Source organism: Bacteroides sp. BFG-637 (assembly GCF_024793605.1).
Classification (GTDB): Bacteria; Bacteroidota; Bacteroidia; order Bacteroidales; family Bacteroidaceae; genus Bacteroides; species Bacteroides vicugnae.
In genome coordinates, this window is sequence record NZ_JANUPD010000002.1 from 3793653 (window position 1) to 3810106 (window position 16454).

General features: G+C 42.5%; 9 protein-coding genes. 3 read left to right on the plus strand and 6 right to left on the minus strand.

Annotation, left to right across the window (positions count from 1 at the left end; translation table 11 throughout):
* Positions 1–7 precede the first annotated feature (7 nt).
* From NXX38_RS14585 to NXX38_RS14605, 5 genes are all read right to left on the minus strand, one after another.
* The gene (locus NXX38_RS14585; RefSeq protein WP_234133301.1) at positions 8–1750 is read right to left on the minus strand and encodes a DUF5114 domain-containing protein; all 1743 of its coding nucleotides are present in this window, start codon (positions 1748–1750) and stop codon (positions 8–10) included.
* Between the two features lie 23 nt (positions 1751–1773).
* Positions 1774–3351 (minus strand): RagB/SusD family nutrient uptake outer membrane protein, encoded by a 1578-nt coding sequence (locus tag NXX38_RS14590; protein ID WP_234133299.1) that lies wholly within the window; start codon positions 3349–3351, stop codon positions 1774–1776.
* Between the two features lie 21 nt (positions 3352–3372).
* The gene (locus tag NXX38_RS14595) at positions 3373–6348 is read right to left on the minus strand and encodes a TonB-dependent receptor (RefSeq protein ID WP_258979914.1); all 2976 of its coding nucleotides are present in this window, start codon (positions 6346–6348) and stop codon (positions 3373–3375) included.
* A 223-nt stretch (positions 6349–6571) separates the two neighbouring features.
* On the minus strand, positions 6572–9181 hold the full coding sequence (locus NXX38_RS14600; RefSeq protein WP_258979916.1) for a cellulase family glycosylhydrolase: 2610 nt from the start codon (positions 9179–9181) through the stop codon (positions 6572–6574).
* A gap of 115 nt (positions 9182–9296) precedes the next feature.
* Positions 9297–12821 carry a two-component regulator propeller domain-containing protein gene (locus tag NXX38_RS14605; protein WP_258979918.1) on the minus strand — a complete coding sequence of 1175 codons (3525 nt, stop codon included), beginning with the start codon at positions 12819–12821 and terminating at the stop codon, positions 9297–9299.
* Between the two features lie 147 nt (positions 12822–12968).
* Between NXX38_RS14605 and NXX38_RS14610 the strand changes: the two genes are divergently transcribed.
* Together NXX38_RS14610 and NXX38_RS14615 are read left to right on the plus strand one after the other, a co-directional pair.
* Complete coding sequence (locus tag NXX38_RS14610; RefSeq protein ID WP_234133290.1) at positions 12969–13520, plus strand: DUF4738 domain-containing protein; 552 nt, start codon at positions 12969–12971, stop codon at positions 13518–13520.
* 123 nt (positions 13521–13643) lie between these two features.
* Entirely contained in the window at positions 13644–14822 is a 1179-nt protein-coding gene (locus tag NXX38_RS14615) for a polysaccharide lyase (RefSeq protein WP_258979919.1), read from the plus strand.
* Between the two features lie 78 nt (positions 14823–14900).
* Here the strand turns inward: NXX38_RS14615 and NXX38_RS14620 are convergent, their stop codons facing one another.
* Complete coding sequence (locus NXX38_RS14620; protein ID WP_195650180.1) at positions 14901–15104, minus strand: hypothetical protein; 204 nt, start codon at positions 15102–15104, stop codon at positions 14901–14903.
* Between the two features lie 136 nt (positions 15105–15240).
* Here NXX38_RS14620 and NXX38_RS14625 point away from each other — a divergent pair, with 136 nt between their 5' ends.
* Positions 15241–16191 (plus strand): tyrosine-type DNA invertase cluster 3b, encoded by a 951-nt coding sequence (locus NXX38_RS14625; RefSeq protein ID WP_297284972.1) that lies wholly within the window; start codon positions 15241–15243, stop codon positions 16189–16191.
* Positions 16192–16454: the final 263 nt, after the last annotated feature.

Below are 16454 nucleotides of genomic sequence, written 5' to 3' on the forward strand. Positions count from 1 at the left end.
CTAAAGGTTATTTATTAGAAGCGGAATAAGTGCCGTCTATCAGATTGACTGTGATAGTATAAGTTCCGGCAGTCAATGGGATACCCTCGTTACTGTTATAATATAGTTTTCCATTGCTTCCTCCATACGCTCCGGTCCAGTCATCTTTTATATAAAACTTGATTCCCCAGTTAGAATCTTGTGATAACGTAATCGTTCCCGAATATTCTCCGGCAGTTCCTGTTGTGGCGATAGGATATAAATTGTTATCCCCCTCTATTCCATAATAACAATAGATGTTATTTCCAACTGCATAAGTTTTATAAGTCAGCTCTTTTAATGAAACGTCAAACAGATAAAGACCGGCAGCAGGTGCAGGAATATTCTTTGCACTTTCATTTACAAGAGTTCCATTTTCTGCCGTACTTTCCGAATCATCATTGGCGATGGTGTACATTTTACTGGTGTCCCATGCATCTCCTGATGAGAACAGGGTCATTGCATAACTTCCCCATTGTGAGTTGACATCCACTATACCTGCATATTTTTGTTCTTCCTTATAGTACACTTCAATTTTATGATCGTATGTCCAGTCGCTACCTTGGCCAATTCCCGGTAAATACAAATATTGTCCCTCTTCCGGTTCCGGCTCCGGTTCTGCAGAACCTTCTTCTACTGATACAGTCCATTGTTGAGGGTTACTTAGATCGATAGAAAGCGTACACTCTCCTGCCTGTGGCACATTAACTGTTATGTCTCCGGCTGTTTCTCCGAGATTTAACGCTGTGCTGCTGCCGCTGAATGCCATAGGAGTATCTTTAGCCTTCGTGTCATCAATGTCGTATCCACCGTTATCATTCGGATTGGCGCATGTATGATCGTATAATTTCCCCGTTCCACTGATTTGGATAGTCATACTTCCGGCTGCATTAGCATTGAATGTAGCTGTCCATTTTCTGCTCGTTTGGTTAAATTCCATTGTTGCATCGATATCTCCACTGACGTTCAATGTTGGTATTTGTATTCCGTTCCATTGCTTATTATTCGTGTCAATTGTGATATAATAGCAACCTCCAACTCCTGGGAACCAACATTTCCAATCCCCTGCTGTAGTTAGTAGGAACGGCATTCCGGTTTCGTTGTCATTTCTCCAGATCGTTCCGTTGGCTTCTTTAATCAGGAAGTTGTACCAGGCATTTACTCCTACAAATCCTTTGTATACACCATCTGTATTTACTGAAAATAAACTCATACCGGTGTCTGTGCCGTTTTGATCCAGCATGCTGGCAAAACGCATATCCAGTTCATAAGGAGTGATGGTGATTACTTCCACATTGCTATATGCCGGTTCGATGTTGTTTCCCGTTGTTCCTTTCAGTCTGAAATAGAATTTAGTGGCTACATTGGCTTCAACCCCCAGATTATTGGTGACAATATTTAATTCAGCTCCATTGTAAGTCTTGGAAAGAGAGGTTTCGGTAGACTCAACGATCGTTCCGGAGAAATCTTCGTTTAATGCAACCTGTATACTTGTTTTCAATAAGTTGGTTGGTTTGAAATCCGGATTGTTGATAGCCAATGTCCGGTCGGTCCATGCCAGTGACAGAACATTTTTTTGTGCGATATCTTCCGTCAATACAATGTTGTTTGTAGAAGCTATCAATTCATTTTCTGTCAGGCTCGATAAATAATATTTATCTGCGTCATCTTCACAGGCACTCAATATAAAGAGAGCCGCCAATGAAAGGAACAGACTATTTATTGTTTTCATATATCGTTTGTATTAGAGGATGATTAATAATTTTCATTATATAAATTGGGATTAGCCGTCAGTTCGGTAGCCGGTATCGGATAGATATTATACTTGCTATTTACAGCTACGCCACCTTTTTCACCACCTTTCCATTGCCACAGATATTTGTCGGTAGTGAACATTCCGAAACGGATTAAGTCGGTACGACGGTATCCTTCCCAATAAAGTTCACGGGCACGTTCTTTTAGGATAAAGTCCAGTGTCAGATCGGCTTCCGCTTTACTATGAGAGTCGTCGCCATAAGCACGTTCTTGCAGTTTATTGATATATTCCAATACGGTTCCTTTATCACTACCCGTTCCGCCACGTACCACAGCTTCCGCCATCATCAGATATATGTCTGCCAAACGGAATAAAGGATAATCTGTATTTACACCACCATCTGCAGTGTTGGAAGCGGTTGCTCCGGCATCTGTCAGGTTAGTCCATTTTTCTACAAAATATCCGTTTGCCTGATTATCTATCACATCCAGATATTGTGTTTGTCCGTCAGTGAAGAACATATAGCGCTTATCATCAGTTCCACTAAATAAGGCCGGAATTTCTCCGCGTACACGGAACATTCCCCAACCGCTTTTCACACCATAATTTTCAGGAATCTGTTTGTCGGAAGTATTGCTTACGGCACCACAGACAATATATGTGGAAGAACCCCAAGATACGGTATGTGTGGCGTCCACAGGTAAGGTGAATATAATTTCGTTAGCAGTACGCTTATCATTATCCGCATTGAATAGTTTGCTGTAGTCATCTTCCAATGAATATCCCTGTGCGATAGCCTGTTGACAGGCAGCGATACATTCTGTATACTTCGACGTTTCAATATACACCTCTGCGTTCAGATAAAGTTTGGCAAGCAATGTGTAGGCGGCTCCTTGTGAAGCACGTCCATAAGGACAATTCCCTTTGCTAAGCATATCATTTGTAATGGCATTTAATTCAGATTCTATATAACTGAAAATTTGTGCAGACGTATAACGTGGAGGCAGATAACCGACAGTCGGGTCATTCTCTGTTATGAACGGGATATTACGGAATAAGTCCATTGCATGGTAGTAGAATAAAGCACGCATGAAACGAGCTTCAGCCCGGTAATGGCGGATTTCAGTTTGATCCTGTTCGCTAAATTCTGCCAGCTTTTCATCGGTTGCGTTACGGAGAAATTCATTGCATAATGCTATGTTATAATAAATCCGATAGTACATGTCCGATACCCAAGGATCATTAGCATCCCAACTTAAATAAGTCAATCCACTCACATTATCACCCGACAACCAGGTAGAGGCCACCTCGTCTGTTCCACATTCCTGCAGGTTGAAGAAGCAACGTATATAATCCTGTCCACTGTTACTGCTCAAGTCCGGATCACCCCCTTTTTCCTGTCCGGTGGTCACCATGGCAGCATATATCTTACCTAAAACGGCTTTATAGTTTTCAGCATTGGTATATATCGTAGAAGATGTTTCGTCTTCATGCGGATATTGGTCTAAGTCGCCTATGCAGGAGTTCAGCAATAATGCACTGCAAAAATAGAAGGCTGTATATAATATCTTTTTCATGATTCGCTTGTTTTTAAATAGTTAGAAGTTGAAACCTACATTCAGTGAGAAGGTGCGCGGACGTGGATAGAAGGAATTATCCACACCATTAGGAACCTCCGGGTCGACACCGCTGTACTTGGTGATACAGAATACATTCTGAACCATAGCACTCACATTCAGGCTACATCCTTTGCAGATTTGACCGAAATTATAGTTCAACGATAGATTATCCATTTTCAGGAAAGAAGCATTTTCTACATAATAGTCGGACAAGTACTGACGGGTCTGGAATCCGGTTTTCAGATAACTTGTAGACAGGTTATTCAATTGATAGGAGTTGTAGCTTACTGTTTCCCAGGCTCCGGCATTCATAGCCATGGCATTATAGACATAGTTGCCGATGTTTGCACGCAAGCTTGTACTCAAAGTCCATTTTTTCCAGCGCAGTGAAGTACTGAAACCGAGAATGTAATCCGGAGCGGGAGAGTGGTAACGATATAAATCGGAAGAGTTGATTTGCCCGTCTCCATTCACATCAAGATAGGCACCTTCTACCGGTTTTCCTGTTTTTTCATCATAGAGTTGATGATAAACGTAGAACATATAAGGGGCGTATCCCTCACTTAACGTTTGTACTTGGTAACTGTCGATATATGGACCTACTGAGGTATTTGTAGCGACAGTTCCGGCAGATAAAGACAGATTTTTTACCTTCATTTTTTGCCAAGTCATGTTGAAGCTGACATCCCAGTTCCAGTCTTCTGTCTGGATAGGAGTTGCATTCACGCTGAATTCAATACCCTGACTGTCCACATTTCCCACATTGGTGGTGATGTTACGGTCGAAGGTGGTACCTGCTGCGGCGGGAACTGTTGCAATCAAATCTTTAGTTTGGCGAGTGTAGTAGTCAAAGCTACCGGTAATACGGTCTTCCAGAAAGCCGAAGTCGAATCCTATATTCCATGAAGTAGTGGTTTCCCATTTCAAGTCAGGGACGTAAGAGCTGGGACGGTACGTATGAATATATTCATTTCCCATGATACCTTCCGCACCATTTTGGCTTTGAGTATAGATAGGTAGATAATTGTAGTTACCAATACCGTCCTGTTGTCCGGTCACACCGTAACTGGCACGAATTTTCAGATTGCTCAATACCTTATTATCTTTCAGGAAAGATTCTTCCGTCACTCTCCATCCCAAGGCTACAGAGGGGAAAGTACCCCAACGTACATTCTTGGCAAAGCGTGAAGTAGCGTCCCGGCGGATGGTGGTGGTTAGCATATAACGTGAATCGAACGAATAATTCAGACGACCGTAGTATGAAAGTAGTACATGGCGTTCGTCTTTAGCCTTTGAAGTCTTTTGTATTTCTCCCAGCGTGTTCATTTCGTAGTAAAGCGGAGTCGTAGCTTTCCAGTACTGATAATCGTAACCGGCTGTTACGTCAAAACTACTTTTAATCGATTCTACCAATTTGTTGTAGTTGGCATACAAAGTCAGCAGGCGATTTTCTTTCTTCTGCGGACCGTAGCTGTAATCCAGACCGGAAGTGGTGTAATTCTGTGCAGCTTCTGCCGGAACATATACACTTCCCTTACCTTGTGCATAGTCGTAACCTAATGTAGCGTGCAGCTTTAAGTCGGGGAAGAAATGAACACGATAGTCCGCATCGATATTTCCGATGAAACGTCTTACGTTACTTTGGGAATCATTCATTTTGATAAGTCCTACCGGGTTCATTACAGCACCGTTGGCTGGTGCACCTGTATTGTCTATTGCTTCCGTGTATCCTCCAAAAGTATCCAGTCCTGAATAAACGGGGATGGTTGGGTTCATTGTAGAAGCTGCCCAGATAGCATTCGTGTTACCAAATGTATTGTTATTAATAGACCCTTTCGCATTGATATTCAGTTTCAAGTGGTCTTTGAAGAAAGAGGGGGTTACCATGATGCTTCCCGTGTAGCGTTCTGCGTTGTCTGTGCGTAACAAACCACTTTGATTGTAATAACCTACTGATATACGAAATGGCCAGTTTTTAGCAATTTTTCCGGAAATACTAAGATTATTATCCGTACCGAAAGCATTCTGATAGATTTCATCATTCCAGTCCGTATGGGCTGTGCCGAGTAGAGATTGTTGGGCAGTCGTTCCTTGCGTACGGATGGTGTTGACAAATTGGCCATAACTTAGCATATCAGCCAGCTTAGTACGTGTCTGGATGGAATTTGTCGTACTGAATGTAATCTTCAGTTTATCCGAACTTCCTTTCTTGGTAGTAATCAGAATAACTCCGTTGGATGCACGCGAACCGTAAATGGCAGTCGAAGAAGCATCTTTCAGAATGGTCATACTTTCAATATCGTTCGGGTTGATGAGGCTAAGGAAGTTTCCGTCATTACCGCTGATGCCTCCTTGTTCCAAAGGAACACCGTCCAGTACGATCAAGGGGTCATTACTAGCGTTCAGTGAAGCACCACCACGCACACGGATCGTACTTCCCGCAGTAGGAGAACCACTGTTGGACATGATTTGCACACCGGAAATCTTACCATTAATCAGTTGCTCGGGAGAGCTGACCAATCCCAGGTTGAAATCCTTGCTGCTGACGTTAGTCACCGAACCTGTCAGGTCGCTTTTACGCTGCGTACCATAGCCGATTACTACAACGTCGCTCAATACCTGTGAATCACTTTTCAGCTGGACATTCAAAGTAGTACTGTTGGCAGGAACAGGTACTACCTTTGTTTCATATCCTACATAAGAGAATTGCAACTCTTTGCTGCCCTGTGGCACATTGAGTGTATAATTACCGTCGAAATCGGTCACTGTTCCGGTAGAAGTACCGACAATGAGGATACTTACTCCGATCATCGGTTCCTTGTTCTCGTCAATCACTTGTCCGGTGATTTTCTTGCCTCCTTGTTGGGCGAAGGCAGGAATGATGCCTCCTAAAAAGGCTGTACATAACATAAGTAGTACAGTCAGATGGCGTAGATTTAAGATATTCCTGTTCATAATTACTGTGTTATTGATAATAGATTTATTTTTACTTTTTATTTAAAAATCAGCGGCTTTTCTCTTTCTGTCTCTTCCGTTTGCTCCCCCCTTTCAGAAGGCTTCAAACGTGGTTCAGACGGAAGATTCGTTCCTCACCGAGGAAGACCTTGTTCCTCACCGATGAACGACCCTTTCCTCACCGAGGAACGAAGGCTTCGACACCGGGGAACTTTAAGAACGATTATTCCAACCAGATATTTCCTAGTTCAATCTCAACTAACTCTTTCTTGTTTCCTGACATTGATAACTCCAGCTTTTCAATCCTTTCCGGTAAAAATGCGATTTCCGTTTCCGGATGGAAATACTGTTTCAAGAATGTCGGATAAGCTACCGGCAACAATGCCGTGTCTGTCTGGCGTAAATCTTTCAACGGTATCCGTATGATTCCCTCCGATGATGGAGCAGGACAAGGGCTTTTATAAGTATATCCGTCTGACGTTACGAAACCGGCACTGAATCCTTCCGGAAGTGCTTTCGTGCGATTTACCCGGATACAGAGAACGCTACAATCCTTTACTCTTTCTTTTCTTTCTTCAATCAGGTTCTTTACGAACGTGCGGAGGAAATAGTGCGGATTTTCTCCTTTAGGAGTAAACCGGAACCGGAGCAAAGGTTTTTCCACCGGAGAAGAATCAACCAAAGTACGTTGGAGATCATTCCATTCGGGAAGCGTGTATGCTTCTATCCGGCTATCTGCGTCCGTAATAGTCAATAGTGGTATCGCACTATCTGGGGCAACAACACGAGTAGTCCAATAGGCTCCGGAAGTATAATTCCAGTCCAGTGGATTTCCCTTTATTCCCGATGATGAATTCCTGTAACCGGAATTTCCTGTGGGATAAGTGCGAGTGCTGTTGCCCCGGCATACGATGATGTTATACCTGAAACAATCATCCTTTATTTCTGTAGCGGGTATCGTTGCCTGATAGGTATATCCGCCTGTACGTTTCATCTTGATATATGGATTGTGCTCATTCCAAAAAGATATCTTATCGGTGTAGATAATCACAGAATCCGGGAATTCGGTTCCTACTACCTGTGCACTAATCGTCAAATCCTTATTTGCTTCAGTGGTTTCCGATGGAGTATGAACGACTTTATAATCCGTCACACGTGGAGCAGGAGCCACATATTCTCCGATGCGGATGGAATTCCATTGAGAGTCTGCCTGCCAGTTCTGTTTGGGCGTACAGTTTTTACGTTTCAGCAGATAGGTACCCGGACAAAGTCCGCGGATAATCCCGTCTGTCACATCTCCTTTCTGCTGATTTCCTTGATTGAGGGCCGTAAAGGTAAATTCCATTCCTAAATCAGGTATTTGCAGAGCCATGTCCCAAGCACCATAAGCGATGGTAACCACTTCTTTATCAAGTGACGGTTTAGCAAACGGATCGTTCACTACTACCGCGTCCGGCATCACTTCCAGTCTCCAGACTCCCGGTTCGAGGCAATCCATGAAATAAGCACCTGTTCCCTCATAACGAATAATCGGAGAACTGCCACAACCGGCAATGGAAACAAGTTGTGACGCATCTTTGGGCCGGGTGTTGGTATGATTGGAATAATAGAATTTCTTTCCATTATTAAATTCGCTCAAGTCCTCCGTATAACTGACACGAAAACCGTCACCAAATAAAGTGTCCTGTGGATAACTGCCGTATGATTCACCTCTTTTCAGATTGCGTGCAGCTTCGGCGGCTATCTTCATACTGATAGCTTTATGAGGCGTATAGGCAAGATTCAAGAAATGAGTCTGATATTCCGTATTGGCATAAGCGATATCCATCGGATCATACGCAAACTGGGTAATCCATTGGAAGCCTGCTGTACGGAAAGTACGTACCATGGCCGGATACATATAAGAATACATGATATCTGCCGGATCGAACTCATATACCATCCGTGTTTTCTTATCGAATCCTTTCACTTTATCGGAAAAGGGAATATCATAGCGGTCTATAGATGGAAGGAAATTTCCCTGCTGTGTTTGTCCGGATACCAGTCCGATGGGATACCATTGATAAGTAGTTCCCTGAATGGCAGTTTCGTAATAAGCCTCTACTACATATCCGTTGTGGCTTACATTATAGAATACAGGTTTGCGGTTTCCTGTTTTATTGATCGCTTTCAGCATCCGGTTGATATAGGCTTTCACCTCTTTCTTCGTACCGGAATGACAAGGTTCATTATTGATTTCGAACCCAACAATGGAGGGATCGTCTTTATAAGCTAACCCCGTATATGGATTGACGTGTTTCACCAAACCATGAAGATAGGTTTCTTGTGCAGCGATAGCTTCCGGGTGGGAGTGCATATCGCATTTATCATATTTATAGGAGAAGCCGCCCGTCTGTATGTTTCGTTCGGGATATCCGTTCCCGAAGTTGGTTTGTGCGGTAATCACAATATGAATATTGCGTTCTTTGAGTTTGGCAATCAGGTAGTCCATCAAGTCGAGATGCTCGTTTTCGAGGAGATTTCCCTGTCCGTCTGTCAGTTCCACATCCCATAAATGAATACGGTAAGCATTCAGTCCCAGACGGGAGATATGATATACATCTTTATCTATGGCAGCTTTGCGGTCCAGTCCCAAATATCCAATGGCACGGTAAGCATGGGCGAAAGGCAGCGTATAATTAACACCGAAAAAGGAAGCCTCCCGGCGGGTGTCACTCCAACGCATCACCCCATTTCCATCTATATATATAATAGGTGTAGAGGATGATTTGCCCTGCACTTTGACAAAGGCAGATATCAAACAAATAAAGGTAAGGATCAACAGTCTTTTCATGCTATCAAATTTATCGGTTTATTGACAGCAACAAAAGTAATTTATTGGTCATTTCAATAAAAGCACAGATTGGACATATAAGGATAAAAATAGGACGAAATGTCCCAAAATGCCTCTACAGGTCTTCATTAAGGTACTGGCGTGGCGTTTTTCCGAATTCTGCCTGAAAACATTTGGAGAAGTAAGAGTGATTGGAAAAGCCTACCATGTACATCACTTCGGCAACGGTAAATTTCTTTTGTTGCAACAACATGGCCGCCTTTTTCATCCGGATCGATTTGATGTATTCCACTGGAGACATTCCGGTCAGCTGTTTGATTTTCCGATAAATCTGCTTATTGCTGATACCGGATAATTCACAAAGTGCATTTACATTCAATTCCGATTCAGAAAGATGGTCCTCAATCAGGCGGATAATGTTTGACAGAAATTTCTCATCTTGAGATTCTGCTTCGATTGGTTTAAGAACAGGCAACGATTCCAACTGCTTTTTCACCTGTGTCGCCGGAATCTCTTCTTTCTCTACGGCGATGACAGGGATATTCAGGCCAATGGAAGTTCCTTTTCCTTCGTTCGAGGTGACTCCGTTGATGTGACCGCCATGAAGTTCCGTGTAAGTCTTGACCAGATAAAGTCCGATACCCGTACCTTCCTTATTGCCGGAATGTGGAGACTGGAAAAAACGCTGGAAGATATAGGGAATATCTTGTTGCGGGATTCCGGTTCCTGTATCTGAAACACAAATATCCAACAATTCCGTTTCTTCACGATAGAAAAGAGACAGACGGACGCTTCCGCCATCCGGGGTGAATTTGACGGCATTTGAAAGCAGATTATCTAAAATCACTCCAAGTTTGATGGCATCCATATCAGCATAAATCTTGGCTTTATTCGTTTCGAAATGGAATGTGATCCGTTTGTTTTCCTCATAGACAGAAAACAGGCTATGGCTGAATGACACAAGTTCGATGCGCGACAAAATCAGCAGCGAATCTTTATTATCCTCTATCCGGTTGAAGTTTAATACCTGATGAATCAATGAGTTTATTTTCATTGCATTACGCTGCACCTCCTCCAGTGTCTGTTTCTCATGCACTTCTTCTGCAACGGGGAGCAATTGACTGACAGGAGCGATAATCCGGCTAAGCGGTGTCTTTAATTCATTTGACAAATTGGTAAAGAAAGCCATTTTCTGGCGTGATTGCTCCAGAATCTTCTCTTTTTCCATCCGTTCCATTTTCAGACGATTCTTGACACGGAAGAAATTGATAACCCAGGCAATGAGGCTCAAGAATAAAAGAATGTAGACTATCTTTGCCCAAAGTGTGTAATACCATGGAGGGAGAATTTTTATATTCAGGATATAGGGATGCTCGGAAGGAGAACCGCTCTTTTCTACTTTACTGATTACTAGCTGATAATCCCCATAGCCCAGATTACTGTATGTAATGCGATTCGTGTTGGATTGCAGGAAATTCCATTCTTTGTCCATACCTTCCAGCCGGTAGACGAATTCATGCTTTTCTTCCAGTGAGTAGGGGAGGTCTGAAAGTTCGAAAGCCAGGTTGTTCTGGTCGTATTTCAGTTCGATAGCATCTGTATAGCGGATGTTGGGAATATTCTTTCCGGTATGCGGAGACATCAGTTGATTGTTGATATATAAAGCGGTCAGTAAAATGGAGTGTTCCGGCTGACTCATGGCTTGTATTTCGGGACGGGATATGCCGAACCCATCTGCACCCCCCAGATAGATATTTCCATCTTCCGGATCAAACATGAGACTGGTGAAACGTTTATCCGTCAGGCTTTGCTGGCGGGCATCCATTGTTCTCCGGTCGATGATCCAAAGTCCGTTAGTGGTGGAAACCCAGATGTGTTCTTTTACAGAGGTCATAGACAGAATCTCGTTATTGCTGAAATTGCCGAAAGAGATACTTTGCTGACTCGAGTCTTTGGGATTGATACGCATCACTCCTCCGTGAAATCCTACCCAAAGCATGCCGTCTTCATCCCGTAAAAGGTAGTTCGGGCTCTTCTCGCCACTTAATTCATCGGCAAACAGCTTTGTCACTTGTCGCGTACGGGCATTGATTTTGTCTATCCCTTTGCTGTTGTATAACAATACCCATACATTACCTTCCGCATCAGGGACAATCTGATTAATGAACATCCCCGACAGCCCATTATGAATGGAATAATTTTGATCGGCCACATACGATTTTCCGGCAGATTGTATCAGTTTATGTTTGTCCACAACAAAGATACCTCCGAGACAGGTGGCGATCCAAAGTTTCCCGTCAGTATCTTCAAACAGGTAATAAGCCCAGTTGGTATTATAAGTTCCTGTACTGTCTACGATGTTGTAGTGTACAAATTGATGGGTATTATAGTCATAGCGGTTGATACTTCCGTCTGTGGCTATCCATAACTGCTGTTCTCTATCCTCGTAGATGTGCCGTATCCGGTTGTGGGATAACGGATGGTTTTTATCCCCCATTCTATACCAGATAGCATCGTGTTTATTGCCTGCAGGATGGGTGAACCGGATCACTCCGTTTGTACCTCCGAACCAATAGAATCCTTTGGAATCCCGGAACAGGGAATAGAACTGATTCCCGTCTCCCGTACCTGTGATTTGAGAAATTGGTACAAATTGCAGCGCACTGTTATAGCGTGACAGGGAAATGCCATAATCTGTTCCCAGCCAGATATTATGTTCCTGATCCGAGAATATGTTCCAGATAATATTGTTGGTTAATGACTGGATATTGCGTGAATCGTGAATGATATGCTGCAAAGGTTCTTTGTCATTCTGGTATACATAAAGTCCGTTGTCCGTGCCTGCAAGTAAATTTTCATCTCCGTCCAGCGCCAGTGATTTGATGGAGTTGTTATGAAACACCTCTATCGCCTTCATCTCTCCTGTAGTGGGATTATATTGGAAGAGATAACCTTCCATCCCAATCCAGATACATTGTCGGGTGGTGTCTTCCAACAGAGAATTGACAAACAAATTGCTGCCTCCCCGGTTAACAGGCAAAAGGATGTTTTCAAATTTTCCACTTGCCTGTACATAGCGGCATAGTCCGTTGTAAGTACCTATATAAATTTGATTGTCCTTTGTCTGAATGATGGAATAGATGGTGTTATGAGACAACCCACTCTGTTTGCTATCGAAGTGATTCAGTTGACGGCTTTTTAACTGATAAGTATATAATCCGTTCAACGAACCTATCCACAACGTATCTCCCTGAAGCACCATGGTACGGACATCCGTTGGAAAATCAGTATCCGGTTGCTCATATTGGTCTGTTCGATAGTTGTAAATAAGAATCCCGTTATCTGTTCCCAGATATAAATAAGTATTGTCTGCTATAATACCACAGTAGATACGTGTGTTAGTGCGTTCTCCATACGTGAAATGCTGTTGTGTGGAATAACCGTCATAACTGAATAACCCCTTGTTGGAACCCACCCATATCAGTCCCTCGCTATCTTGCAGGAAGCAACTGATCACCGAAGCTTCAGTCCCGAGATAGATGTTGTCGAATTGCTGATAATTTACTTTTTGCCCATATACATTGCCACTGGTACAGTAGACAAGGATGAGAAAAAGAATTGTTGTAATTCGTTCGCGCATGGTGTTAGGTTTGCAGGTTTTTAAATCTGTAATTGTTGTAAAAGTATTCCTTCTTTCTTGCAAATGTAGGAAAAATGTCGGTTACACTTGTAAATATCCCGCTCTTTTTGTTCCTTTGCTATTTATTTATAAACAGAAAACTTACATATGAGAAAACTAATTTATTGGCTTTTATTGCCGTTGGCAGTGGCTGTGAGTGCATGTGGCGGTAAAAAAGGATCTTCAGATAATAAGTCGACACTGGCAATGATGGATAGTGTGGATGCTCACGGATTGCAGCGTATGCAGACGTCTAAGAGCGAAACCGACTTTAAGTTTAAGGGAAAAGATTATCATTCCCTCGTTTCGCGTACTCCGGATGAAAATCTGCCCCATGTGACAAACGAGATGGGAGATACCTATGTCGACAATAAAATAGTGTTGCACCTGACGCGTGGTAACGAAACCGTGTTGAACAAGACCTTTACCAAGAATGATTTTTCATCGGTAGTCGATGCGAACTTCCTGTCTAAGTCCGTATTGGAAGGCATTGTATATGACAAGACTACTCCGCAGGGAATTGTCTACGCTGCGAGTGTTTGTTATCCGCAGACAGATTTATATATGCCGCTTTCCATAACGGTCACCGCTGATGGAAAAATGAGTATACAGAAAGTGGATATGCTTGAAGAAGATTATAACGACGAAGCGCCCAATTAGGCTTGTAGGCGGGTGTTGACAGTAAAATTGCACAAATGTGAAAACATTTGAGACAAAAGAAAGGCAGCCGATGGGGTTGCCTTTCGTATTTTTGCACCGTCAACAAACTTAATACCGAATAGAATGAAGAAAAACATTTTTGCTATCTGTGTGGTAGCAGTAGGATGTACGGCACTGACCGCTCAAACCAAAGATACACAAACATTGGTTCCGCTTACCGAACGGGTAAATGTGCAGGCGGATTCGGCACGCGTCAATCAAATTATAGACGATTGCTGGGTAGCAGTAGGGACTAAAAAGTCTCATGCAATTCAACGCGACTTTACACGTCTGTTCAATGGTAAGCCTTCTTATCGTTTTGAATTGAAGGAAGATGATAACACCCTGTCAGGATATGCCAAAGGGGAAACAAAAGGGCGTGCGGAATTCTCTTATTGTTATGCAACTTCCGATGATTTCAAAGGTCTGCCTGCCGATGTTTATCAGAAAGCGCAGATCACTAAAACCGTATATCATCATGGGAAAGGCATTTGTCCGCAAGGATCTTCCCGCGACTATGAGTTTTCCGTATATATTCCTTCTTCATTGGGTAGCGATGTCTCGACAATTTTTGCTCAATGGCATGGAATGCCGGATCGTACATTGGTACAGACTCCACAGGGTGAAGTGAAAAAACTGACGATTGACGAGTTCGTTGAACTGGAAAAGACTACGATTTTCAAAAAGAATGAAGGGCACGAGAAAGTTGCCAAGCTGGATAAACAAGGTAACCCGTTAAAAGACAAGCAAGGAAATCCTGTATATCAGGCCGGAAAGGCTAACGGATGGCTCGTGGAACAAGGAGGCTATCCTCCATTGGCGTTCGGGTTCTCCGGTGGATGGTTCTATATCAAAGCAAATTCCGACCGTAAGTGGCTGACGGATAAAGACGACCGTTGCAACGCAAATCCCGAAAAAACACCGATTATGAAACCTGTAACATCAGACTATAAAGCATCGACCATTGCTTACAAAATGCCTTATGCCGATTTTCCGAAAGACTGCTGGATTACATTCCGCATTCATATTGACTGGACAGTTTATGGCAAAGAGGCGGAAACGATTGTAAAACCGGGCATGCTCGATGTGCAGATGGACTATCAGGAAAAGGGGAAAAAGGTTAGTAAACACATTGTAGACAATGAAAAAATCATGATTGGACGTAACGACGATGATGGTTATTACTTCAAGTTCGGTATCTACCGTGTAGGTAATAGCACTAAGCCGGTATGTTACAATCTGGCAAACTATTCAGAAAGGTAATTAGTCAGAAGGTAAAAAGAGAGTGATATCCGGGTGTCCTTTTGTGGGCATCCGGATATTTTTTAATTCTCTTACCGTTTATTCGTCAGCGCAGCAATGATATACTTTCCTGGTGCTTGATACTTTCTCTTTCGCCTGTCTTTTTTCCTCTTCCAACTGTTCCCGTTTGACTCTTCTGATGATTTCCCCTTTCTGATGTGCTCTTCCCTCTTTTTTCAGGTTTTGAGCACCGTTTTCTACTTGTGTTTTAGACTCTCTGTGAGTTGTTTTTTTACTAGCCATAATTTGCTAATTTTAACAAAGTTAATAATGCTGAAAAAATAAGTCTACATTTGGTAAGCGTGTGCCAGGTATGCAAAAAGATTTGTTTTTTTGCCGCTTGCCAAATGGTATATATATAAAATAACTAGTGATGCAAATGATGAACAAAAATGGATTTAGCCGATGTGCAGAGTTCTACATCGGTCGTTTGCGGAAGGAAGGGAGGCATTCTACAGCGCATGTCTATAAGAATGCTATTTTCTCTTTTAGCAAATTTTGTGGCACGTCCCATGTGTCGTTCCGACAGGTCACCCGCGAACGTTTACGACGTTACGGGCAGTATCTTTATGAGTGTGGTTTGAAGCCTAATACGATTTCTACGTATATGCGTATGCTTCGTAGTATTTATAACCGGGGAGTAGAAGCGGGTAGTGCACCTTATGTGCCTCGGTTGTTTCATGATGTTTATACGGGAGTAGATGTTCGCCAAAAGAAAGCTTTGCCTATCGGTGAATTACGTAGACTTCTGTATGAGGATCCCAAATCGGAGCGTTTGCGTCGAACGCAGGCTATTGCTGCCCTGATGTTTCAATTCTGTGGAATGTCATTCGCGGATTTAGCTCATCTGGAGAAATCAGCTTTAGATCAGAATGTGTTACGGTATAACCGTATCAAGACTAAAACTCCGATGAGTGTGGAAATACTTGATACTGCAAAGGAAATGATTAACCGGCTTCGTAGTAATCAGGATTCTCATCCTGATTCTCCGGATTATTTGTTTGATATTCTTAGTAGTGATAAGAAACGGACGGATGAAAGGGCTTATCGGGAATACCAGTCTGCCCTTCGTCGATTCAACAACCGTTTAAAAGACTTAGCGAGAGCTTTACGTTTGAAGTCTCCTGTCACTTCTTACACACTTCGCCATTCTTGGGCAACGACCGCGAAGTATCGGGGAGTATCGATTGAAATGATTAGTGAATCATTGGGACACAAATCTATAAAAACCACACAAATCTATTTAAAAGGCTTCGGGCTTAAAGAACGTACAGAGGTAAATAAAGGGAATTTATCTTACGTGAGGAACTGTTGTGTAGACAGATGGTAGATATATAAAATATTGATAATCAGAAGTAAAATATGTGTGTTACTTCTTAGGTAACAGAACTTAAATTTGACGCAAAGATAGGCAAAAACACGAATAGTAAGCAAATATTCTTCCACTTTTTTTCGTTTTATCTAAAACATAGAGCAAAAAATTGTCTGAACATGAAATAATCTTATTTCCATGCTCTATACTTTTTCATTGCCTAATTCAATAGTTTTCCTATTGAATATTAGGCTTTTCCATTTTATACGCCTTTGTCATGT

What these genes read in the sequence shown, in the direction of transcription:
- NXX38_RS14585 (WP_234133301.1), bottom strand. Translation starts at nt 1,750, where the DNA reads ATGAAAACAATAAATAGTCTGTTCCTTTCATTGGCGGCTCTCTTTATA.
- NXX38_RS14590 (WP_234133299.1), bottom strand. Translation starts at nt 3,351, where the DNA reads ATGAAAAAGATATTATATACAGCCTTCTATTTTTGCAGTGCATTATTG.
- NXX38_RS14595 (WP_258979914.1), bottom strand. Translation starts at nt 6,348, where the DNA reads ATGAACAGGAATATCTTAAATCTACGCCATCTGACTGTACTACTTATG.
- NXX38_RS14600 (WP_258979916.1), bottom strand. Translation starts at nt 9,181, where the DNA reads ATGAAAAGACTGTTGATCCTTACCTTTATTTGTTTGATATCTGCCTTT.
- NXX38_RS14605 (WP_258979918.1), bottom strand. Translation starts at nt 12,821, where the DNA reads ATGCGCGAACGAATTACAACAATTCTTTTTCTCATCCTTGTCTACTGT.
- NXX38_RS14610 (WP_234133290.1), top strand. Translation starts at nt 12,969, where the DNA reads ATGAGAAAACTAATTTATTGGCTTTTATTGCCGTTGGCAGTGGCTGTG.
- NXX38_RS14615 (WP_258979919.1), top strand. Translation starts at nt 13,644, where the DNA reads ATGAAGAAAAACATTTTTGCTATCTGTGTGGTAGCAGTAGGATGTACG.
- NXX38_RS14620 (WP_195650180.1), bottom strand. Translation starts at nt 15,104, where the DNA reads ATGGCTAGTAAAAAAACAACTCACAGAGAGTCTAAAACACAAGTAGAA.
- NXX38_RS14625 (WP_297284972.1), top strand. Translation starts at nt 15,241, where the DNA reads ATGATGAACAAAAATGGATTTAGCCGATGTGCAGAGTTCTACATCGGT.